The organism is Atlantibacter sp. MEI4A-1023, from assembly GCF_056155425.1.
In genome coordinates, this window is sequence record NZ_CM149568.1 from 1,772,886 (window position 1) to 1,794,133 (window position 21,248).

Genomic DNA, 21,248 nt, shown 5'->3' on the forward strand with positions numbered 1-21,248 from the left:
GCCTCGTTACACCGTCGGGAAGATCAGCTCCAGTGCCTGTAGCGAATTCTCGACGTCGGCACGCTCGAAAATGCCCTGTTGTAAAAATGCCTCAAGCTGCGGCCAGAGCGCGATGGCCTTATCCAGTAACGGATCGCTGCCTTTGGCGTACGCCCCCACGCTCACCAGATCGCGGTTGCGTTGAAAACTCGACAGTAACTGCTTAAACATCCGCACCCGGGCGTAATGCTGCTCGGTGATCAGCGCCGTCATGGCGCGGCTGATAGACGCTTCAATATCAATTGCCGGATAGTGGCCCGCTTCCGCCAGGCGGCGCGACAGCACAATGTGGCCGTCGAGGATCGCGCGCGCCGAGTCGGCAATCGGGTCCTGCTGGTCATCACCTTCGGTCAATACGGTATAAAAGGCGGTAATCGAGCCGCCGCCGGAGATGCCGTTGCCCGCGCGTTCCACCAGCGCCGGAAGCTTGGCGAACACCGATGGCGGATAGCCTTTGGTGGCAGGCGGTTCGCCAATCGCCAGCGCGATTTCACGCTGGGCCATGGCGTAGCGGGTCAGGGAATCCATAATCAGCAGTACGTGCTGGCCGCGATCGCGGAAATCTTCGGCGATGCGCGTGGCATAGGCCGCGCCCTGCATACGCAGCAGGGGAGAGACATCGGCCGGGGCGGCGATCACCACCGAGCGGGCGCGCCCCTCGGGGCCGAGAATGTTTTCGATAAAGTCTTTCACTTCGCGGCCACGTTCGCCGATCAGGCCGACCACAATCACGTCCGCCTGGGTGTAACGGGCCATCATGCCTAACAGCACGCTTTTGCCGACGCCGGAACCGGCGAACAGGCCCATACGCTGGCCGCGCCCAACGGTGAGCAGGGCGTTGATTGGGCGCACGCCCACGTCCAGCACGTCTTCAATCGGGGTACGTTGTAACGGGTTGAACGGCGGGGTGATCAGCGCGCCGGTGCAGTCGGTTTCCGGCGCGGGCAGGCCGTCGAGCGGTTTACCGCCGCCGTCCAGCACGCGGCCTAACAGTTCCGGGCCCAGCGGAAGCTGTTTGCCGCTTTGCAGATTGTCGCCCACCGCGTGCCGGGCATAGACCCGCGCGCCGGGCAAAATCCCTTCCACTTCTTCCAGCGGCATCAGAAACAGCTTCTGGCCGTTAAAGCCCACCACTTCGCTTTCCACTTCCTGGGTCTGGCTGCCGTTCTGGCGCTCAATAATGCAGGTCGCCCCCAGCGGCAATTGCAGGCCGGTGGCTTCCAGTACCAGGCCTGTGGCGCGAGTCAGTCGCCCGTAACGGCGCACCGGCGGCAACTGGGCGATTTTGGCTTCGAAGGCGTCGAGCGACGCCAGCCAGCGGGTAAGCCGGGCGGTCATTACACGACCCCAGGTGCTGCGAGGCGGCAGAGTTCCTGCCAGCGGGTGGCGACGCTGGCGTCAAGATCGCCTTCGTCTGCCGAGACTTTACAGCCGCCGGGGTGCAGCGTCGGGTCACCGCGCAGCCGCCAGCCGTGCAGGCTGAGCGTTGCGCCGAGCATCTCTTCCACACGTTGTAAATCATCCGGGTGCACGCGCAGTTGCGGTTTGCCGCTGAACAGCGGTTCCTGCTGCAATAACATTTGGATCTGTTTAATCAGGGCGTTGTTGTCAACCCCGGCGGACTGGCCGATCACCTGACGCGCGGCCTCCAGCGCCATCTGCATCAGACGGGACGCAATGACGCTGTCGAGGGCGTCAAGGGTGTTCTGGAATTCGCTGACCAGCAGCTGCATCCGGGCATGCACCGGGGCCTGCTGGTTGCGGGCTTCCGCCATGCCCTGTTCGACACCTTTGTGAAAACCTTCCTGGCGGCCCTGTTCAAACCCCTGGGCGCGGCCTTCGGCGACGCCTGCGTTATAGCCCTGTTCATGGGCCTGGGTTTGCAGCATCGCCAGTTGCTGTTGCAGATGCTGTTCCTGCTGGGCGGCGGTGAGCTCAGTATTGGGCTCTACCGCTTCCGGCATCACGAAATCCGCTGTAGGCGGGGCGAGATCGTCAGGCAGCCAGCGCTGCCAGGCCGGTTGGTTAGACATAGGTATCCTCGCCGCTGCCAATCACCATCTCGCCGGTTTCTGCCAGACGGCGCACAATCAGCAGAATGGCCTTCTGCTCGTTCTCTACCTGGGAGAGGCGCACCGGGCCACGGTTGGCCAGGTCGTCGCGCAGAATATCTGCCGCACGCTGGGACATATTGCGCAGGAACTTCTCGCGCAGCGGCTGTTCGGCGCCTTTGAGCGCCACCAGCAGCGATTCGGAATCCACTTCCTGCAACAGGCGCTGGATACTGCGGTCGTCCACTTCCACCAGGTTTTCGAACAGGAACATCTCGTCGATAATTTTCTGCGCCAGGTCGCCGTCGAACTCGCGTACTGCCGTAATAACCGCTTCTTCCTGCTGAGTTTTCATCAGGTTGATAATCTCGGCTGCGGTTCTTACGCCGCCCATTTTGCTGCGCTTGAGGTTCTGGCCGTCGAGCAGGTTGTTGAGTACCTCGGTCAGCTCCGCCAGCGCGGCTGGCTGGACGCCGCCGAAGGTGGCGATACGCAGCATCACGTCGTGACGCAGGCGCTCGTCAAACAGGGCCAGAATATCCGCCGCCTGGCCGCGTTTGAGGTGCACCAGGATGGTAGCGATAATCTGCGGATGCTCGTCGCGGATAAGGTCGGCGGCGCTCTGCGGCTCCATAAAGTTGAGCGTTTCCATCCCCGAGGTGGTCTCTTTGGTATCGAGAATATCCTCCAGCAGGCTGGCGGCGCGCTCTTCGCCCAGCGCTTTGATCAACACCGAACGCAGGTAGTCGTTGGCGTTGACGCTCAGTGCGGCGAACTGTTCGGCTTCCTGTTCAAACTCCGCCAGCACGTCGGTCAACTGCTTATTGGAGATTTGGCGCACGTTGGCCATCGCTGCGCTCAGGTGTTGCACTTCGCGCGGGGAGAGGTGTTTGAACACCTCCGCCGCCCGGTCTTCGCCGATGGTCATCAGCAAAATGGCGCTTTTGTCGGTACCGCTCAGTTCACTCATATTTCGTTACTCATCCACTGGCGAATGACCAGCGCGACCACGCGCGGATCGTTATCTGACATTTCACGGATACGCTGGCTCATCACTTCGGCGCTCAGGCGCTGAGTGGTGCGACGTTGTTGGGTTTGCTCGTCGCGGGTCAGGCGCACTTCCACTGCGTCTTCCATCTCTTTCTGCTGGCGAGCCACTTCCTGGACGGCTTTGGTCTCTTCGGCGCGGCGCTGTAGCTGCGGACGTACCGCTTTACGCCACAGCAGCCAGGCGACAATCAGGACAATCAGCCAGCGGCCTGCGGACATCAGCTGGTCGATAAAGCTCTGCTGTTGCCAGAACGGCAGTTCGCCGCCGGTTTCCAGCGTCTCGGTGAACGGCGAGTTCACCACGTTCAGCGTGTCGCCGCGCGTTTCGGTAAAGCCCATCGCCTCACGGGTCAGATCTTCGATCTGCTTCATCTGATCGTTGGTCAGCGGCAGAGGTTTGCCGTCTGGCAGGGTGCGATAGTTCACCACCACCGCCACGGACAAACGCTGCACATCGCCGGTGTTCATTTTGGTATGGCGGATGGTGCGATCGACTTCGTAGTTGGTGGTTTCATCGCGCTGGGTGTTGCGCGGCACGGTGCTGTTGTTATTGGCAGTTTGGGTACGCTGGCCGTTGTTCTGCGCGTTTTGCGGGTTTTGCGCCGCAGGCGCATCAATAGGCGCGTTATTCGCCGGCGCAGGTTGGTTAGACAGCGCGCCCGGCACGCCGCCCGGCAAACCGCTGCCGATTTGCTCATTGCTGTTTAGCTGACGCGAACGGATGGCTGCCTGGCTCGGATCGTTATTCGGGCGGTACTGTTCTTCGGTTTGCTCTTTGCTGGCGAAATCGATCTGCGCGGTCACCTGGGCATGAACGTTGCCGTTGCCGACGATAGGACCGAGGATAGCTTCGATACGGCGTTGGACGCGGCCTTCAACGTCGGCGGCGTATTTTAGCTGCGCATCGTTCAGATCGCGTCCGGCGGTGCTGGACGGGGTCAACAAGTGACCGCCCTGATCGACCAGGGTCACGTTGCCCGGCGGCAGACCGGCTACCGCGCTGGAGACCATATGCACCACGGCGGTAATTTGCCCTTCATCCAGCGCGCGGCCCGGTTCCAGATTCACCGTGACGGAAGCGGAAGGGGCTTTTTGCTCGCGGACAAACAGCGACGGTTTTGGCATGGCAAGATGAACGCGGGCGCTTTTCACCGGGCCTAAGGTTTCGATGGTGCGCGACAGTTCACCTTCCAGCGCGCGCTGGTAGTTTACCTGCTCGCTGAACTGGCTGATGCCGAATTTTTCCTGGTCCAGCAACTCAAATCCGACTGCGCCGCCTTTCGGCAGGCCGAGCCCGGCCATCTTCAGGCGCAGTTCATGCACGTTATCCGCCGGCACCAGGATTGCGCCGCCGTTTTCAGAGAAACGGTACGGGACATTCATTTGGGTGAGTTGGGTAACGATGGCGCCGCCATCTTTTTCGCTGAGATTACTGTACAGAACCCGGTAGTCCGGGGTTTTCGCCCACAGGACCAGGGCCACGATAATAGCGACCGCAGCCGCGCCGGCCACCATCAACGGAATACGAGGATTTGAACGCAGGCGGGTTAACCATTCGTTGGCTTTATTTGCTGGCGCCTGAGCTTGAGCAGCGGAATTCATCGCGCACCTCTACGCTCAGCGTGGACAACAATTTCGGTGTTATGAAGCAAAACGGACTCCCGGGTGCAACGTGCACAATAACTTCCACAATGATGGCGCTGCCATTATTTGGCTTTCCGGGAATTTCGATGAACCAAATAGATGAGATTTTAGGGGCTATTTAACGCCTTTATCTCATTGACAAGGTGGTAACCTCCGTCTACTCGAAATGATCCAGGGGAGTGTTATGTCCATTCAGGGGATTGAAGGCGTCGTTCAGCAGTTGCAGGCCACCATGCTGTCTGCGCGCAACACGCCGGTACAACCGCAGCCCGCCGTCAGCTTCGCTGGCGAACTACAGGCCGCACTGGGTCGCATCAGCGATACCCAGAACGCCGCCCGCGCCCAGGCGAACCAGTTTTCACTCGGCGCGCCAGGCGTTTCGCTTAACGATGTGATGGTCGACTTGCAGAAATCATCGGTTTCGTTGCAAATGGGAATTCAGGTGCGGAATAAACTGGTGTCGGCCTACCAGGACGTGATGAATATGCAGGTCTAGTGCGGGAAGGCCATTGCTGGCCTTCTGTGCCTTAACCGTTTATTCCACATAACGCGGTGCCGGAATACCGGTCCGCGAGGCGGCAAACACCGCTAACCGCGCCTCTTCGTAGCGTTCCCACAGCGCCATATCGTGTAGCGGCGGGATCGTGATGTTTTCTCCCTGCGCCAGCCCGGCAAGCGCGGCGTCGACCATATCTTCAGTGCTCATCACGGTGCCTTCGGGCAGTTGCGCATGGGCAATCCCGGAGTGTCCCCATATTTCCGTAGCGGTAATGGACGGCATCACCACCTGGATCCGCACGCCGCTGTGGGCAAATTCTGCCTGTAAACCGCGCGAGAAATTTAACACGTAGGCTTTGGTGCCGCTGTACAGCGCGGTTTCGCCACGGGCGTGAATCGAAAGCGTCGAGGCGATGTTGATAATCGTCCCGGCGTTACGCGCTTTAAAACGCGGCAGTACCGCCAGCGACAGGCGGGTGAGGGCAGTGATATTCAGGGTAATGATGTCCTGATGCGCCTGGGCGCTGCTGTCCAGAAACGACGCCATCTGCGCCGCACCGGCGTTATTCACCAGCAGGGTGATGGCGTCATCTTCACGCAATACCTTTTCTACCGCCTCGATGCCTGACTCCCGGCTGAGATCTGCGATCGCAGGGGTTACGTTGACGGCATAACGCTCCGCCAACTGTGTCGCCAGCGCTTGCAGCCGTTCGGCGCGACGCGCCACCAGTATCAGGTTATACCCCTGGGCTGCCAGCCGCTCGGCGTATACCGCGCCGATACCGGATGACGCGCCAGTAATCACTGCTGTAGAAGATGCGCTGCTCATGGTTGACTCCTTGGAATTAAGTTGCATATTGAAACTAAATTAACTGTAGATAATTTGGTTTTATGATGCAACCAATTCGCGCGCTTTTTTTTTTAACCAAAAGGGCGTTTATATTTTAGCGGGCCGGTAACTTAGGTTGGACTTCGGCGGGTTCCAGTTTGCGGCCATCATCGGCGATCAGCTCCAGGCGGCGCAGCGGTTTGCGATGGGTGATGTCAACCAGCACGCCAGGCGTTTCGTCAGCATCAAACAGAAAATCATTCCCCCACTGGGATAGCGCCACCAGAACCGTTTGCAGCGCGAGGCCCTTTTCTGTTAAGACATACTCCTGCCAGGCGCTACCGTCGGAGGCGGGTTGCAAACGCAGGATCTCTTCGTCCACCAGTTGCTTAAGGCGGACAGTGAGCATATTTTTGGCGATGCCGAGGCTTTTTTGAAATTCACTAAAGCGGGTGATACCGCGTAGCGCATCGCGTACAATCAGCAGCGACCACCAGTCGCCGATGATATCCAGCGACCGGGCAACCGGGCAGGTGGTGTTAGCCATACGGGTCCGTTTCATCGCTTCTCCTTAAAAAAAAACACTATATGGTTTCATTATAAAACTTATCCGCCGGAATGCCTAACCTGTCATAAATCCGTCATTTTGCGATCCGCTCGCCGGGGTGTTGGGGTTTTTTCTGCCACACTCGTTGCTGGAATAAACGTCCTGAGGAACCTGGCATGAATAAAAAAATACTCGCAATGGCGCTGGCCTCTGCCGTGCTCTTACCCGCTTTGGCGCAGGCGCAGACCGCGCCGGAGGGCTATCAGCTCCAGCAGGTTTTACTGATGAGCCGCCATAACTTACGCGCGCCGCTTGCCAATAACGGCAGCGTACTCGAACAATCCACCGCGCAAAAATGGCCAGAGTGGGATGTCCCCGGCGGGCAGCTCACCACCAAAGGCGGCGTGCTGGAAGTGTATATGGGCCACTATTTCCGCGAGTGGTTTGCCCAACAGGGGTTGGTGACGAAGGGCGAATGCCCGGCGAACGAGCGGGTCTATGTTTACGCTAACAGCCTGCAACGCACCGTCGCCACCGCGCAGTTCTTTATAACCGGCGCGTTTCCGGGCTGCGATATTCCGGTCCATCATCAGGAAAAAATGGGCACGATGGACCCCACCTTCAATCCGGTGATCACCAACACCTCGCCAGAATTCCAGCAGGCGGCGCTGAAAGCGATGGAAACCCAGCGTAGTGAATATCAACTGGATGAAAGCTATACCTTGCTCGAAGAGATCACCGGTTATGACGACTCGCCCTCCTGCAAACAGAAACAGGTGTGTGACTTAACGGCGGCGAAAGATACCTTTAGCGCCAAACCCACCGAGGAGCCGGGCGTGAGTGGGCCGTTGAAAGTGGGTAACTCGCTGGTGGATGCCTTTACGCTCCAGTATTACGAAGGCTTCCCCGTGGATGAAGTGGCCTGGGGCCAGATCAAAACCGATAAACAGTGGAGCGTATTGTCGAAGCTGAAAAACGGCTATCAGGATACGCTGTTTACCTCGCCGGAGGTGGCGCGCAACGTGGCCGCACCGCTGGTGAAATACATTCAGAAAGCGCTGGTGACCGAGAAGCAGGGTCCTGCCGTGACGGTGCTGGTGGGGCATGATTCGAATATCGCCTCGCTGCTGACGGCGCTGGATTTCAAACCGTACCAGCTTACCCACCAGTACGAGCGCACGCCTATTGGCGGCAAAATTATGTTCCAGCGCTGGCACGACAGCAAAACCAACCGCGATTTGATGAAGGTGGAATACGTATATCAGAGTAGCGATCAGTTACGCGACGCCACGCCGCTCAATCTGGAAAGCCCGCCGCAGCGCGTCACGCTGCAACTTAACGGCTGCCCAACCGACAGCGAGGGTTTTTGTCCGTGGGATAAATTTACCGGGGTGTTAGAAGAGGCGGTGAAATAAAATATTGCCCCCGCCGGGCGGCGGGGGCGTTAACTCAGACGTTTTTCCGTTCGATGGTTTGCTCCCCCCAGAACAGGGAGTCTTTATCGGTTTTTTTAAAGGCGCGGATCAGCACTTCATCATTGCCTTCTTCCCAAATTTTCTCCGCCAGTTTTTCGTCATAGTCCGCCACTTCAAAAATGGCTTCAGCAATTTCCGGCGAGGTATTTCTCAGACTGGCCCATTCACCCACGTGATGAGCTTTCGATTGTTGATTTGGCATCAATATTCTCCTGTACCTTTAGCCTTTGAGTTTAACCGCCAGGCTGGCGACGTGTTGGCCCTGATAACGGGCAATAGATAACTCTTCTTCGCTGGGTTGACGCGAGCCGTCGCCGCCCGCAATGGTCGTAGCGCCGTACGGCGTACCGCCGCGCACCTGTGAAATATCAAACAGTTCTTTGGTGCCGTAACCGATGGGCACAATCACCATGCCGTGATGCGCCAGGGTAGTCCAGGTTGAAGTAATAGTTTGTTCCTGGCCGCCGCCGGTGCCAGTGGAGCTAAACACACTGGCGATTTTTCCGTACAGCGCGCCGGATGCCCACAGGCCGCCGGTCTGGTCCCAGAAGGTGCGCATCTGACCTGACATATTGCCGAACCGGGTAGGGGTGCCGACGATAATCGCGTCATAATTTACCAGCTCCTGGACGGTGGCTTCCGGCGTGGTTTGCGCTTTACCGCCTGCTTTGGCGAAGACGTCAGGCGGCATGGTTTCGGAAACGCGTTTCACTTCTACATCAACGCCTTCAACGCCCCGCGCGCCTTCCGCTACGGCCTGTGCCAGGGTCTCGATATGTCCATACATTGAGTAGTAAAGCACTAAAATCTTCGCCATCTTTAGTCACTCCTGAGTTCAATATCTTGTTCGCAACGCCAGGTTGCCCTCTTTTAAAGATATGACGTTGCGCCAGGAGTGCAAATTTCCCAGACTTTTGCTTGATGTATAGCAACTTAGTCAACGTTGCCGCTCTGTTGCATTCTTTCACATATAAAACCTACCAATTTTGGTACTGATTAGAGCTATTTATAGATAATGGCGGTTAATAATCACCCGATTGATGGATTACATGTTGCTAAATGTTACGCAAAAATGATCTGCGTGCCCGTGTGGTCTAGGCTTTAACTCACGCGGCAAACGAAATGTCTCTCTTGTCACCCGCGGGTAATAAGGCTGTTTTTCTTTCAAAACTGTATAAAGACTAATGTTTCGCTTACCGGAGGTAAGATATGGCAAACCATCGTGGTGGTTCTGGCAACTTTGCAGAAGATCGTGAAAGAGCATCAGAAGCTGGCCGTAAAGGCGGCCAGGCAAGCGGCGGGAACTTTAAAAATGACCCGCAACGTGCATCAGAAGCGGGGAAAAAAGGGGGGAAAAATAGCCATGGCGGCAACCGTGGAAATAATGAGTAACCCGAACTCGCCAAACCCTGTGGATTAACCCGATGACTGAGCTTTAACGGGGTTAATCAACATCGCCGCCGGCTTCGTCCGGCGGTTTCGTTTTTAAGCGTTGCGCCAGGGCTTAATCCATCGCAAACTTGAGAGCTGTCACATTTTCTGGTGCTCTCATGTCCTCGCTACGCCAACGCTATCAATTTTCCGTTAAGCCACAGGAAGCTTTGCTGATCCTAATTACCATGTTCTGGGGCGGGACTTTTCTTGCCGTCCAGTATGCGGTGACCCTCAGCGATCCGTTCTTCTTCGTGGGACTACGTTTCGCCACGGCGGCGTTAGCGGTTGGCCTGCTTTCGGTTAAATCCCTGCGTGGGCTGACGCGCCTGGAACTTAAAGCAGGCGTGTCGATCGGCATAGCTATTGCGCTCGGCTACAGCCTGCAAACCTGGGGGCTGCAAACCATTCCCAGCAGCAAATCCGCATTTATTACCGCCATGTATGTGCCACTGGTGCCGTTGTTACAGTGGCTGTGCCTGGGCAGAATGCCGGGGCTGATGTCGTGGATCGGCGTGGCGCTGGCGTTTATCGGCCTGGTGTTCCTTGCCGGGCCGGACGGCAACCTGCTGGCGATGGGCCAGGGCGAAATCATTACCCTGATTGGCGCGGTGGCGATTGCCGCCGAAATCATTCTGATCAGCGCCTGGGCTGGCAAAGTGGATATCAAGCGCGTCACGGTGGTGCAACTGGCTACGGCCTCGCTGGTTTCCTTTATGATGATGGCCCCGGCCGGGGAGCGCGTTCCGCCGTTTTCCACCGGGCTGCTGGTGGTGGCGTTGGGATTAGGCATCTTTAGCGCCATTATTCAGGTCACCATGAACTGGGCCCAGCGCAGCGTGTCGCCGACGCGGGCCACGGTGATTTACACCGGCGAGCCGGTATGGGCCGGGATCTTTGGTCGGATGGCCGGGGAACGCCTGCCCGCCATTGCCCTGCTGGGCGGTGCCTGCATCGTGCTCGGCGTGCTGGTCAGCGAACTAAAGCTCAGAAAAAAAACGGCCAGCGAGCAGGCCGTAGAACAAACGGAAGGATAATCCACGCATGACGCAGGGAAAGAAACCCGCCGGTAAACGTTCAAAGGCGGTGGCGGCGAAGCGGGATGCCATTTTACAGGCAGGCCTCAGCCAGTTTTCAAAATATGGTGTTCACGGCGCGACGCTGGAGCAAATCGCCGAGTGCGCAGGGGTGTCGAAAACCAATCTGCTCTACTATTTCCCCTCTAAAGACGCGCTTTATATTGAGGTGCTGAAACAGATCCTGTCGATTTGGCTGGCACCGCTGAGGGCGTTTCGCAGCGATCTCGAACCGCTGACCGCCATTAGGGAATACATCCGCTTAAAAATGGACGTGTCCCGGGACTACCCCGAAGCCTCCCGGCTGTTTTGTATGGAGATGCTCCAGGGCGCGCCATTATTGATGGGGGAACTGTCCGGGGACGTCAAACCGCTGGTGGAGGAGAAATCGGCGATTGTCGCCGGGTGGGTGGCGCAGGGAAAACTGGCGCAGGTTGATCCCAATCACCTGATCTTTATGATTTGGGCGACAACTCAGCATTACGCGGATTTTTCGGTACAGGTCGAAGCGGTAACCGGCGCCACCTTACAGGATGACGCCTTCTTCCAGCAGACGGTGGACAACGTCCAGCGCATGATTATCGAGGGCATCCGCCCCCGTTAACTGGCCGGGGGAAGCGGGCAGCTTAAATCGCCTTCTTCACACTGCAACAGCGAGTCAAGGTACGCGGTGCGTTCGCGGGTTTTATCCGCCAGGCATTGGCTAAAGATCATCGGCTGAATGCTGCCGCCATCGACGCCAGAAGCGATGAAGTTGCAGTCGGCATCACGCACTTTGATCCACGCATTTTGTGACTGTTTCAGTAAATCCTTCTGCTCTTTGCTGGCGTGGGTAAACACCTTTTTATAGGCCGCGTTCAGCTCGCCATCCGCTTTTTTATACTCTTCTCCTGCACACTGATTTAACTCCATCTGCGTGGCGGCCTTTTCACAATCCTGGGCCAGCGCCGCCGATGACATCAGCAACGCAATCACCGTTAATCCTATTCGTTTCATGATCGATCCCCAAAAAAAAGCTCCTGAACGGAGCTTTTAGGGTAGCGAAGCGTTAGCCGATTGTCATCAGGCTGGCGTTGCCGCCTGCCGCCGCGGTGTTAACGCTGAGCGAGCGTTCAATCCACAACCGCTCCAGCAGCAGATTGGTTTCGCCACGGGCAAAACCCTGCACCGAAACAATCGCGCCGTCGCGGGCCGCCACGTTTTCACACAGGGTGCGCAACTGGTCGGAATCGCCATGATAGATAACCGCGTCAAAATGCTGGCTCATCAGCGAATCCGCACCTGCGAAGTCGATGCGCTGGGCAACGGCAGAAGGCAGTTTACCGGCCAGTTCGCGATGCAGTTTATCTTCCGGCCACAGCGCGCGGCTGGCGCTGCTGGTAACAGCGGCAAGCTGCACCAGGGCGTCATCTTCGTTATCCGCCAGGCACAGCACCCGTTCGCGCGGCAGCAGGGTATAGGTGTTGCGCTCGCCGGTCGGCCCTGGCAGTACGCGCTGTACCCCGGTTTGCGCCTGCTGGCCGAACGACTCGCATACCGCTTTCAGCGCCGGACGGTTAGCCGCCCACTGGGTTAGCGCCTCGTGCGGTTGCAGCAGCGCGGTGCGCAACTGGCTGTCCACCGGCAGGCTGTTGTTGCGGTTAAAGGTGGTGGTTACCGCGTTCTCCGGGCGATTCGCCAGCAGACGGTACAGATACAGCGGGCCACCCGCTTTCGGACCGGTGCCGGACAGACCTTCGCCGCCGAACGGCTGCACGCCGACCACGGCGCCAACCATATTGCGGTTAACGTACATATTGCCAACGCTGGCGCTGCCGGTGACCTGAGCGATGGTTTCATCGATACGGGTGTGAACCCCCAGCGTCAGGCCATAGCCTGCGGCATTGATCTGCTCGATCAGCGCATCGAGGTTATTGCGGTTGTAACGCACCACGTGCAGTACCGGGCCGAACACCTCTTTTTGCAGTTCATCGAAACGCTCAAGTTCAATCAGGGTTGGCTTGACGAAGGTGCCGCTTTGCCATTCACGGGCATCGGCCTGATGCTCGCGTACCGCCTGGAATACCGGACGGCCTTTGGCGCGCATCGCCTGAATGTGATTCTCAATGTTTTCTTTGGCTTCGGCGTCAATCACCGGGCCGATATCGGTGGTCATGCGCTCCGGGTTGCCCATACGGCATTCCGCCATTGCGCCGCGCAGCATAGTCAGGGTGTGGTCGGCAATATCATCCTGAAGGCACAGCACGCGCAATGCCGAGCAGCGCTGTCCGGCGCTGTCGAACGCCGAGGAAACTACGTCCACCACCACCTGTTCGGTCAGGGCGGAAGAATCGACGATCATGGCGTTCATCCCGCCGGTTTCGGCAATCAGCGGCGTCGGGCGGCCCTGCGGATCGAGACGGGTCGCGATATTGCGCTGCAACAGCGTCGCCACTTCGGTGGAGCCGGTAAACATCACGCCGCGCACCCGCTCATCGCTGGTCAACTGCGCGCCAACGGTTTCGCCGCGCCCTGGCAATAACTGCACCACGCCTGCCGGTACGCCCGCATCCAGCAGAATGCGTACGCCCAGGGCGGCAATCAGTGGGGTTTGCTCAGCAGGTTTTGCCAGCACACTGTTACCCGCCGCCAGTGCGGCAGCTACCTGGCCGGTGAAGATCGCCAGCGGGAAGTTCCACGGGCTGATACATACCACCGGGCCAAGCGGGCGATGGGTTTCATTATCAAAATCGTCACGTACCTGGCCCGCGTAATAACGCAGGAAGTCTACCGCTTCGCGCACTTCGGCGATGGCGTTGCTGAAGGTTTTACCCGCTTCGCGCACCAGCACGCCGATAAGCGTTTGCATCTGGTCTTCCATCAATACCGCGGCGCGTTCCAGGATGGCGGCACGCTCCTGCGGCGGGGTGGCGAACCAGATTGGCGCGTTATTTACTGCGCTTTGCAGCGCCAGGCTGACTTCTTCCTGGGTGGCTTCACGGGTATAGCCGACAATGTCCAGCGGTTCCGCCGGGTTAATCACCGGGGTCATCTCCCCGTCGCACGCGGCCTCTTCGAGGATCGGCTGCGCCAGCCATTTCTGGGTGGCGCTATTCAGCAATGCCGAAGAGAGCGACGCCAGACGGTGTTCGTTAGCCAGATCCAGCCCCGCAGAGTTAGCGCGGCCATTGCCGTAGAGATCTACCGGACGCGGGATTTTCGGATGCGGCAGGCCGGGAATGCCTTCCTGGGCTGCCAGTTTTTCCACTGCGGCGACCGGGCAGGCGACCAGCTCATCCAGCGGCAGCGTGGTGTCGGCGATGCGGTTAACAAACGAGGTATTTGCGCCGTTTTCCAGCAGGCGGCGTACCAGATACGCCAGCAGCGTTTCGTGAGTCCCTACCGGAGCGTAAATGCGGCACGGGCGGTTGAGTTTGCCATCAGCCACTTTGCCCACCACCTGTTCGTACAGCGGTTCGCCCATGCCGTGCAGGCACTGGAACTCATACTGGCCCGGATAGTAGTTCTGCCCGGCCAGATGATAAATGGCCGACAGGGTGTGGGCGTTGTGGGTGGCGAACTGCGGATAAATCAGGTTCGGCACCGCCAGCAGTTTTTTGGCGCAGGCGAGGTAGGAAACGTCGGTATACACCTTGCGGGTATAGACCGGGTAACCTTCCAGCCCTTCCACCTGGGCGCGTTTGATTTCGCTGTCCCAGTATGCGCCTTTTACCAGGCGGATCATCAGACGGCGTCGGCTGCGAGTCGCCAGGTCGATCAGGTAGTCGATCACGAACGGGCAGCGCTTCATGTACGCCTGGATCACGAAACCGATGCCGTTCCAGCCCGCCAGTTCCGGCTCAAAGCACAGCTTCTCCAGCAGATCGAGGGAGATCTCCAGACGATCGGCTTCTTCGGCGTCGATGTTAATCCCGATATCATACTGGCGCGCCAGCAGGGTCAGAGATTTCAGGCGCGGATAGAGTTCTTCCATCACACGGTCATACTGGGCGCGGCTGTAGCGCGGGTGCAGCGCCGACAGCTTGATGGAGATCCCCGGCCCTTCATAAATGCCGCGACCGTTGGAGGCTTTACCAATGGCGTGGATCGCCTGCTGGTAAGAAACCATATAAGCCTGGGCATCGGTGGCGGTCAGCGCGGCTTCACCGAGCATATCGTAGGAGTAACGGAAACCTTTCTCTTCCAGCTTGCGGGCATTGGCCAGCGCTTCGGCAATGGTTTCCCCGGTGACAAACTGCTCGCCCATCAGGCGCATTGCCATATCCACACCTTTGCGGATCAGCGGTTCGCCGCTCTTGCCGATAATCCGGTTCAGGGAGCGCGACAGGCTGGCTTCGTTATGAGTGGAGACCAGACGCCCGGTAAACAGCAAGCCCCAGGTGGCGGCGTTAACAAACAGCGACGGGCTGCGGCCAATATGGGACTGCCAGTTGCCGTTGCTGATTTTGTCGCGAATGAGCGCGTCTCGGGTCGCTTTATCGGGGATACGCAGCAGGGCTTCCGCCAGGCACATCAGCGCGACACCTTCCTGGGAGGAGAGGGAGAATTCCTGCAACAGGCTTTGCACCATGCCAGCGCGGCCAGTGGCGGTTTTTTGATTACGCAGTTTATCCGCCAGTTTCCATGCCAGCTGATGAGTCTGGCTGGACATGTCCGGCGTTAAGCGCGCTTGCTCAAGCAGCATCGGCACAGCGTCCGTCTCCGGGCGACGCCATGCGGCGGTGATCGCCGCGCGGTTCACCGACTGCGGCAGGATCTGCTCGGCAAATTCCAGGAACGGCTGATGGTTCTCTTCGCCCGCAGCGCTGAGCGCTTCTTCGCTCTCATTAGCCGCGCCCGCCAGAAGGGCAGGCAACTCCGGCAGGGTATCGTTATTTTCCAGCCGTTCAAGGTAATTAAAAATCGCCTGCTTAATCAGCCAGTGGGGCGTGCGGTCAATTTTCGATGCGGCAGATTTAATGCGCTCCCGCGTCGCGTCATCCAGTTTAACGCCCATGGTGGTGGTGCCCATGTTGTTAACTCCCATGTTTATTTTTTGCTGTTTTGTAATCAAGTACCGGCAATATCCATCATGTTGCAACTTTGTGCAACCGTGTTAAATGTGACCTGAGTAGCAAGCCAAAAAATGAATGAATTGTTAAATAAGAAAACACGATGATCGAAAACACAATCGACGCGGTAGCCTAAGAAATACGGCCTGGTTAACACTTTTTCCGGGTGCAACCACCCAAAAGCGTGAGCGAGTGCAACCTCTGAAAAAGACGCGCAGTTTCTGGGGTGAATTTGTTGTGAATGGGGTGTTAAATCGATTGTGAATGAAAACCGCTTACGGCAGGATACTGCTCCTTAAAGAGCGACGATAACCAAGCTGCTGCGTTCCGGCGGCGAATAAACGTACGGGTTACACCGTACGTGATCCCATTTGGAGAGATTTTGCATGACAACAAGCACACCGATGGTGGTGACTTTCCTGATTTATATCTTTGGCATGATAATGATAGGGTTTATCGCCTGGCGTTCGACCAAAAACTTTGACGACTATATCCTCGGCGGACGCCGTCTCGGCAGCCTGGTCACCGCGCTGTCCGCAGGGGCGTCGGACATGTCCGGCTGGCTGTTGATGGGGTTACCGGGCGCGATTTTTATCGCCGGTATCTCGGAAAGCTGGATTGCCATCGGCCTGACCGTCGGCGCCTGGATCAACTGGAAGCTGGTGGCCGGGCGTTTGCGCGTACACACCGAATACAACAATAATGCCTTAACGTTACCGGATTATTTCACCGGGCGTTTTGAGGATAACAGCCGCGTACTGCGCATTATTTCTGCGGTGGTCATTCTGGTGTTCTTCACCATCTATTGCGCATCGGGCATTGTGGCAGGCGCGCGCCTGTTCGAAAGCACCTTCGGCATGAGCTACGAAACGGCGCTGTGGGCCGGGGCGGCAGCGACCATCCTGTATACCTTTATCGGTGGTTTCCTGGCGGTGAGCTGGACTGATACCGTGCAGGCCAGCCTGATGATTTTCGCGCTGATCCTGACACCGGTTATCGTGATTTTCGCGGTAGGCGGTTTGGGCGATTCGATGGAAGTGATCAAACAGAAGAGCATCGAAAACGTCGATATGCTGAAGGGGCTGAACCTCGTCGCGATTATTTCCCTGATGGGCTGGGGCCTGGGCTACTTCGGCCAGCCGCACATTCTGGCGCGCTTTATGGCGGCGGATTCCCACCACACCATCGTTAACGCGCGCCGCATCAGCATGACCTGGATGATCCTGTGCCTGGCAGGCGCGGTCGCGGTGGGCTTCTTTGGCATCGCGTACTTCACCAATAACCCGGCGCTGGCGACCTCGGTTAACCAGAACAGCGAGCGTGTGTTCATTGAGCTGGCGCAAATCCTGTTCAACCCGTGGATCGCCGGTATCCTGTTGTCGGCAATCCTGGCGGCAGTGATGTCGACCCTGAGTTGCCAGCTGCTGGTGTGCTCCAGCGCGATCACCGAAGATCTGTACAAAGCCTTCTTCCGTAAAAACGCCAGCCAGCGTGAACTGGTATGGATTGGCCGTTTAATGGTGCTGGTGGTGGCGCTGGTGGCGATTGCCCTGGCGGCAAACCCGGAAAACCGCGTGCTCGGCCTGGTGAGCTACGCATGGGCGGGCTTCGGCGCGGCGTTTGGTCCGGTGGTGCTGTTGTCGGTCATGTGGTCGCGTATGACCCGCAACGGCGCACTGGTGGGGATGATTATTGGTGCGGTAACGGTTATCGTCTGGAAACAGTTCGCCTGGTTTAACCTGTACGAAATCATCCCAGGCTTTATCTTCGCCAGCATCGGTATTGTGGTGGTAAGCCTGATGGGCAAAGCCCCGTCTAAAACCATGATTGAACGTTTTGAAAAAGCGGACGATGTGTACCATTCCCCCGCGCCGTCAAAACTTCAGGCGCAGTAATCGATTTAACATCATACTGAAACAGCCAGCCGGGGTTTCCCGGCTGGCTTTCAGCAATAAAAGCGTGATGAACAGGCCATTCTGGCGCTAATGTTTTCATTTACTCACGATTAATCCATAATTTTTTTATATGACTATCCAGTTGAAATAAATCTGTAAAATTTCCCTGTCATAACTGTCACATCAGTAAGATTGTATAATCGTTGTAGATAAGTAAAAAATTTGTTGTAGTTATGCTAATTTTTAGTGTAGAGATTGTGTGTGCGGTAGTTCCCGGTTGTGAACCTGAATTCACTATGGAGATCGCGGATGACAGCGTCCTGTAATGGACAAACCCTTTTTCAACGTTTCACATCCTCACCGGGTGAGCCTTCTCCCGGTAACGCTTTCTTCACCATCAATATTCCCTCTTTCGCGCTTTTTACCGATGTTATTGATACGGCGGTTTTCCGGCGTATCACTCTAACCGGCAGTCTATGGCTTAAAAGGAAGCCAAACCTCATATGTTCGTGCGCATCAACGCGCGCCTCAGGGCGCTGCGTAATATGTAAACCAACTATTCAAGGTGCCATCCATGGGAAGACAAAAAGCAGTGATCAAAGCTCGTCGCGAAGCAAAACGTGTGCTGAGACGCGACTCACGGAGTCATAAACAACGTGAAGAAGAATCGGTCACCTCGCTTGTGCAGATGAGTGGTGTTGAAGCTATTGGCATGGCGCGGGACAGCCGCGACGCCTCGCCGATAGTGGCGCGCACCGACGCGCAGGAAAGTTATCTCAACGCCATTGAGAACAAAAAGCTGATATTCGCCACCGGCGAAGCCGGATGCGGCAAGACGTTTATCAGTGCGGCGAAAGCCGCGGAGGCCCTGATACATAAGGATGTCGACAGGATTATCGTGACCCGCCCGGTATTACAGGCCGACGAAGACCTCGGCTTTTTGCCCGGCGACATCTCCGAAAAGTTTGCCCCTTACTTCCGCCCCGTTTATGACGTGCTGGTGAAGCGGTTGGGTGCATCCTTTATGCAGTACTGCCTGCGCCCGGAGATTGGTAAAGTCGAGATCGCGCCCTTTGCCTATATGCGCGGTCGTACCTTTGAGAATGCGGTGGTGATTCTGGACGAGGCTCAGAACGTCACAGCGGCCCAAATGAAAATGTTTTTAACCCGCCTCGGGGAAAACGTCACGGTGATCGTTAATGGCGATATTACCCAGTGTGATTTGCCATCCGGTGTTCGCTCAGGGCTGAGCGATGCGCTTGAACGTTTTGACGATGACGAAATGATTAGCGTAGTGCGCTTCGGCAAAGACGACTGCGTGCGTTCGGCCCTCTGCCAGCGGACGCTGCGCGCCTACGGTTAACCTTTCACTTTTACCAACAAACCCGCGCTTGCGCGGGTTTGCTGTTTTAAGCGATCAGAACAGGGCGGAGACCAGCAGGTAGCTGGCTACGCACGCGCAGCTCACGCCAATCAAGCCTGGGATGATAAAGCTGTGGTTAAGAATGTACTTACCGATGCGGGTGGTGCCAGAACGGTCAAAACCGATACAGGCCAGGTCGCTCGGATAGGTCGGCAGAATAAAGTAGCCATAAGACGCCGGGAAGAACGCAATCAGCATTTTTGGCTCCACGCCGAGCATTAAGCCCATCGGGGCTACCGCAGTTAAGGCTGCCGCCTGGCTGTTCACCAGTTTAGAGACCAGGAACAGCACCAGCGCGTAGGTCCACGGGTGGCTTTTCACCACGCCTTCGAGCGCCATTTTCAGTTCATCGAGGTGCGCCTGGAAGAAGGTATCGCTCATCCATGCCACGCCGAATACCGAGAAAATCGCCACCATGCCCGCTTTGAATACCGCGCCGTTAGAAATGGCTGCCGGATTCACTTTACACACGATCAGCATCACCGCACCGGCGATCAGCATCATCATCTGGATCACCAGGTTCATCGAAAGCGGCTTCATTACGCCTTTCACTTCAAAGGCCGGACGCAGATCCTGCATCGCGCCGAGCAGCACCACCACTAAAATTCCGGCGAAGAAAATCCAGGTTGACCACCAGGCCTGCTTCGGGAACACCTGGTTCATCAGGGTTTCGGTAGAGCCGAAGATAAACTCACGCTGTTTCGGATCTTTGATTTTTTCCTGGAACTCCTGGTCATCTTCGAGGTTTTTGCCGCGGCGCAGGCTCCACAGCGCGGCAATCAGCACGCCAAACAGCGAGGCTGGCACCGACACCGCCAGAATTTCCAGAATGCCGAACGCCTGGCCAACGCCGTGGTTCGCCGCGATGATCGACACCAGCGACACCACCGCAACAGAGACCGGAGACGCGGTGATGGCCATTTGTGAAGCGATGGAAGCGACGGCCATTGGGCGTTCCGGTCGGATGCCTTTTTTCAGGGCGATATCAGCGATAATCGGGAACATGGTGTAGACCACATGCCCGGTGCCGCACAGGAAGGTGAGGGTCCATGTGGTGAACGGCGCCAGCAGGGTGATGTGCTGTGGGTGACGGCGCAGCAATTTTTCCGCAAATTGCATCATCACGTTCAGCCCGCCCGCCGTTTGCAGCGTGGCGGCGCAGCCGATGACGGCAAGAATTGTCAGCATCACCTCGACCGGTGGTTTTCCGGGCTCAAGGCCAAATATAAAGGTCAGAATAAATAAACCAATGCCGCTGATAAGACCCAGCCCCATGCCACCGAAGCGGGTGCCCACCAGCAGGCAGAGAATAATAACGATAAACTCAATGGTGATCATAACAATCCTTGAAAGTTAATTGGGTGAATCGCTAAAGCATTACAAAATGTAAGAGTAATCATTGAGAGGTAGATCTTATTTGCAAAAAGAAGGGAAAAATCTGGCTATTAATTACTTTTTATTAACATTAACTGGCAAAGTTAATAACCTGACGGGCGGGAAGAATATAAGGAGATATATCCACTAAATTAGCATAGCGCCATAAATAATAGCGCAGACAAAATGAAAGCTATTTCGTCAATATATATTGGCGTTGTTGGTTGAATAATAATGGTATGAGATAGTGAATATCAAAACATTCCCAGCATAAACGTCCGTTTCTGATCTAAACCGGGTTTTTACTAAGGAGGCATATAGCCTCCTCAGCGGAAAATGTTGATCAGTGATAAAGATCGATAACGCCCACTAAATGCTTGTCGGTCTGTTCCATACTGGTGCCCGCCTTCCTGGCGCTGCGCACCTCGTCAAGGATCACCTGTAGCAGCGTGCCGTCCACCAGCTCTTCATCTTTAAACTTCCTCAGAAAGCTGATTGCCGCCGTGTCGTTAGCCGCGCGAGCTTCATCGGTCAGGGTCGCCAGCGCCTTAATACGCAGCTGGTAATCGTTGACGGTATGTTCAAACAGATCTTCCAGAGAAGCGAAATTACCGTATTTGGCGTGTTGTTCCTTGAGCACCGGCGTTGCGCCGCTCTGCTTAATATAGTCGAACATGCGCATCATTTGAGTCACGGTATTTTGCGCCTGGTGACGTAGAAACAGCGCGGTGCCGTTGAGGCTATGTTCGCTACACCATTCGCTAAGCTGGAGATACAAATTGGAGGTGTAAAACTCATGATTCATCTGAGCATTTAGTTTTTGTACCATTCCGCTAGTAATCATAGGATTTCCTTATTTCTTTAT

At 56.7% G+C, this 21,248-nt stretch carries 19 protein-coding genes; 7 read left to right on the forward strand and 12 right to left on the reverse strand.

The features are described 5' to 3' along the window. Positions 1-6: 6 nt before the first annotated feature. From fliI to fliF, 4 genes are read right to left on the reverse strand one after another with little or no spacing between them, the layout of a single operon-like run. A complete protein-coding gene (fliI, locus tag ACVV26_RS08620) occupies positions 7-1,377 on the reverse strand; it encodes a flagellar protein export ATPase FliI (RefSeq protein WP_474800973.1) in 1,371 nt (456 codons plus the stop codon). Continuing rightward, a complete protein-coding gene (gene fliH / locus ACVV26_RS08625; protein ID WP_474800975.1) occupies positions 1,377-2,072 on the reverse strand; it encodes a flagellar assembly protein FliH in 696 nt (231 codons plus the stop codon). Before fliH ends, fliI begins: the two co-directional genes overlap by 1 nt. Then, entirely contained in the window at positions 2,065-3,060 is a 996-nt protein-coding gene (gene fliG / locus ACVV26_RS08630; protein ID WP_312981419.1) for a flagellar motor switch protein FliG, read from the reverse strand. Before fliG ends, fliH begins: the two co-directional genes overlap by 8 nt. Then, entirely contained in the window at positions 3,057-4,742 is a 1,686-nt protein-coding gene (gene fliF, locus ACVV26_RS08635) for a flagellar basal-body MS-ring/collar protein FliF (RefSeq protein WP_474800976.1), read from the reverse strand. Before fliF ends, fliG begins: the two co-directional genes overlap by 4 nt. 226 nt (positions 4,743-4,968) lie before the next feature. Here fliF and fliE point away from each other — a divergent pair, with 226 nt between their 5' ends. Continuing rightward, entirely contained in the window at positions 4,969-5,280 is a 312-nt protein-coding gene (gene fliE, locus ACVV26_RS08640) for a flagellar hook-basal body complex protein FliE (protein WP_125292215.1), read from the forward strand. A gap of 39 nt (positions 5,281-5,319) precedes the next feature. Here fliE and ACVV26_RS08645 read toward each other — a convergent pair whose 3' ends face one another. Together ACVV26_RS08645 and ACVV26_RS08650 are read right to left on the reverse strand one after the other, a co-directional pair. Further along, the gene (locus ACVV26_RS08645; RefSeq protein WP_474800977.1) at positions 5,320-6,111 is read right to left on the reverse strand and encodes an SDR family NAD(P)-dependent oxidoreductase; all 792 of its coding nucleotides are present in this window, start codon (positions 6,109-6,111) and stop codon (positions 5,320-5,322) included. Positions 6,112-6,226: 115 nt separating this feature from the next. Continuing rightward, positions 6,227-6,673 (reverse strand): winged helix-turn-helix transcriptional regulator, encoded by a 447-nt coding sequence (locus tag ACVV26_RS08650; protein ID WP_474800978.1) that lies wholly within the window; start codon positions 6,671-6,673, stop codon positions 6,227-6,229. Positions 6,674-6,834: 161 nt separating this feature from the next. Between ACVV26_RS08650 and agp the strand changes: the two genes are divergently transcribed. Beyond that, positions 6,835-8,073 carry a bifunctional glucose-1-phosphatase/inositol phosphatase gene (gene agp, locus ACVV26_RS08655; protein WP_474800980.1) on the forward strand — a complete coding sequence of 413 codons (1,239 nt, stop codon included), beginning with the start codon at positions 6,835-6,837 and terminating at the stop codon, positions 8,071-8,073. Between the two features lie 34 nt (positions 8,074-8,107). Here agp and ACVV26_RS08660 read toward each other — a convergent pair whose 3' ends face one another. Both ACVV26_RS08660 and wrbA read right to left on the reverse strand, forming a co-directional pair. Beyond that, a complete protein-coding gene (locus tag ACVV26_RS08660; RefSeq protein WP_125292211.1) occupies positions 8,108-8,335 on the reverse strand; it encodes a YccJ family protein in 228 nt (75 codons plus the stop codon). Positions 8,336-8,353: 18 nt separating this feature from the next. Next, positions 8,354-8,950 (reverse strand): NAD(P)H:quinone oxidoreductase, encoded by a 597-nt coding sequence (wrbA, locus tag ACVV26_RS08665; RefSeq protein WP_474800981.1) that lies wholly within the window; start codon positions 8,948-8,950, stop codon positions 8,354-8,356. A gap of 392 nt (positions 8,951-9,342) precedes the next feature. Here wrbA and ACVV26_RS08670 point away from each other — a divergent pair, with 392 nt between their 5' ends. The 3 genes from ACVV26_RS08670 (at position 9,343) to rutR (ending at position 11,244) form a co-directional block, all read left to right on the forward strand. Beyond that, positions 9,343-9,525: a con-10 family general stress protein gene (locus tag ACVV26_RS08670; protein WP_183171853.1), complete on the forward strand. Its 183-nt coding sequence runs from the start codon at positions 9,343-9,345 to the stop codon at positions 9,523-9,525. A 158-nt stretch (positions 9,526-9,683) separates the two neighbouring features. Beyond that, a complete protein-coding gene (locus ACVV26_RS08675; protein WP_474800982.1) occupies positions 9,684-10,601 on the forward strand; it encodes a DMT family transporter in 918 nt (305 codons plus the stop codon). Between the two features lie 7 nt (positions 10,602-10,608). After that, entirely contained in the window at positions 10,609-11,244 is a 636-nt protein-coding gene (gene rutR / locus ACVV26_RS08680; RefSeq protein WP_474800983.1) for an HTH-type transcriptional regulator RutR, read from the forward strand. Here the strand turns inward: rutR and ACVV26_RS08685 are convergent. After that, positions 11,241-11,636 (reverse strand): lysozyme inhibitor LprI family protein, encoded by a 396-nt coding sequence (locus ACVV26_RS08685; RefSeq protein ID WP_474800984.1) that lies wholly within the window; start codon positions 11,634-11,636, stop codon positions 11,241-11,243. The genes rutR and ACVV26_RS08685 overlap by 4 nt on opposite strands. A 52-nt stretch (positions 11,637-11,688) precedes the next feature. Next, entirely contained in the window at positions 11,689-15,651 is a 3,963-nt protein-coding gene (putA, locus tag ACVV26_RS08690) for a trifunctional transcriptional regulator/proline dehydrogenase/L-glutamate gamma-semialdehyde dehydrogenase (protein WP_474801791.1), read from the reverse strand. 426 nt (positions 15,652-16,077) lie between these two features. Between putA and putP the strand changes: the two genes are divergently transcribed. Together putP and phoH are read left to right on the forward strand one after the other, a co-directional pair. Next, complete coding sequence (gene putP, locus ACVV26_RS08695; RefSeq protein WP_312981444.1) at positions 16,078-17,586, forward strand: sodium/proline symporter PutP; 1,509 nt, start codon at positions 16,078-16,080, stop codon at positions 17,584-17,586. Between the two features lie 574 nt (positions 17,587-18,160). Further along, positions 18,161-18,949, forward strand: a complete 789-nt coding sequence (gene phoH / locus ACVV26_RS08700; RefSeq protein ID WP_474800985.1) for a phosphate starvation-inducible protein PhoH — start codon at positions 18,161-18,163, stop codon at positions 18,947-18,949. A 54-nt stretch (positions 18,950-19,003) separates the two neighbouring features. Here phoH and ACVV26_RS08705 read toward each other — a convergent pair whose 3' ends face one another. Continuing rightward, a complete protein-coding gene (locus ACVV26_RS08705; RefSeq protein ID WP_312981445.1) occupies positions 19,004-20,347 on the reverse strand; it encodes an anaerobic C4-dicarboxylate transporter in 1,344 nt (447 codons plus the stop codon). 379 nt (positions 20,348-20,726) lie between these two features. After that, positions 20,727-21,227 (reverse strand): non-heme ferritin-like protein, encoded by a 501-nt coding sequence (locus tag ACVV26_RS08710; protein ID WP_474800986.1) that lies wholly within the window; start codon positions 21,225-21,227, stop codon positions 20,727-20,729. Positions 21,228-21,248: the final 21 nt, after the last annotated feature.

What these genes read in the sequence shown, in the direction of transcription:
- fliI (WP_474800973.1), bottom strand. Translation starts at nt 1,377, where the DNA reads ATGACCGCCCGGCTTACCCGCTGGCTGGCGTCGCTCGACGCCTTCGAA.
- fliH (WP_474800975.1), bottom strand. Translation starts at nt 2,072, where the DNA reads ATGTCTAACCAACCGGCCTGGCAGCGCTGGCTGCCTGACGATCTCGCC.
- fliG (WP_312981419.1), bottom strand. Translation starts at nt 3,060, where the DNA reads ATGAGTGAACTGAGCGGTACCGACAAAAGCGCCATTTTGCTGATGACC.
- fliF (WP_474800976.1), bottom strand. Translation starts at nt 4,742, where the DNA reads ATGAATTCCGCTGCTCAAGCTCAGGCGCCAGCAAATAAAGCCAACGAA.
- fliE (WP_125292215.1), top strand. Translation starts at nt 4,969, where the DNA reads ATGTCCATTCAGGGGATTGAAGGCGTCGTTCAGCAGTTGCAGGCCACC.
- ACVV26_RS08645 (WP_474800977.1), bottom strand. Translation starts at nt 6,111, where the DNA reads ATGAGCAGCGCATCTTCTACAGCAGTGATTACTGGCGCGTCATCCGGT.
- ACVV26_RS08650 (WP_474800978.1), bottom strand. Translation starts at nt 6,673, where the DNA reads ATGAAACGGACCCGTATGGCTAACACCACCTGCCCGGTTGCCCGGTCG.
- agp (WP_474800980.1), top strand. Translation starts at nt 6,835, where the DNA reads ATGAATAAAAAAATACTCGCAATGGCGCTGGCCTCTGCCGTGCTCTTA.
- ACVV26_RS08660 (WP_125292211.1), bottom strand. Translation starts at nt 8,335, where the DNA reads ATGCCAAATCAACAATCGAAAGCTCATCACGTGGGTGAATGGGCCAGT.
- wrbA (WP_474800981.1), bottom strand. Translation starts at nt 8,950, where the DNA reads ATGGCGAAGATTTTAGTGCTTTACTACTCAATGTATGGACATATCGAG.
- ACVV26_RS08670 (WP_183171853.1), top strand. Translation starts at nt 9,343, where the DNA reads ATGGCAAACCATCGTGGTGGTTCTGGCAACTTTGCAGAAGATCGTGAA.
- ACVV26_RS08675 (WP_474800982.1), top strand. Translation starts at nt 9,684, where the DNA reads ATGTCCTCGCTACGCCAACGCTATCAATTTTCCGTTAAGCCACAGGAA.
- rutR (WP_474800983.1), top strand. Translation starts at nt 10,609, where the DNA reads ATGACGCAGGGAAAGAAACCCGCCGGTAAACGTTCAAAGGCGGTGGCG.
- ACVV26_RS08685 (WP_474800984.1), bottom strand. Translation starts at nt 11,636, where the DNA reads ATGAAACGAATAGGATTAACGGTGATTGCGTTGCTGATGTCATCGGCG.
- putA (WP_474801791.1), bottom strand. Translation starts at nt 15,651, where the DNA reads ATGGGCACCACCACCATGGGCGTTAAACTGGATGACGCGACGCGGGAG.
- putP (WP_312981444.1), top strand. Translation starts at nt 16,078, where the DNA reads ATGACAACAAGCACACCGATGGTGGTGACTTTCCTGATTTATATCTTT.
- phoH (WP_474800985.1), top strand. Translation starts at nt 18,161, where the DNA reads ATGGGAAGACAAAAAGCAGTGATCAAAGCTCGTCGCGAAGCAAAACGT.
- ACVV26_RS08705 (WP_312981445.1), bottom strand. Translation starts at nt 20,347, where the DNA reads ATGATCACCATTGAGTTTATCGTTATTATTCTCTGCCTGCTGGTGGGC.
- ACVV26_RS08710 (WP_474800986.1), bottom strand. Translation starts at nt 21,227, where the DNA reads ATGATTACTAGCGGAATGGTACAAAAACTAAATGCTCAGATGAATCAT.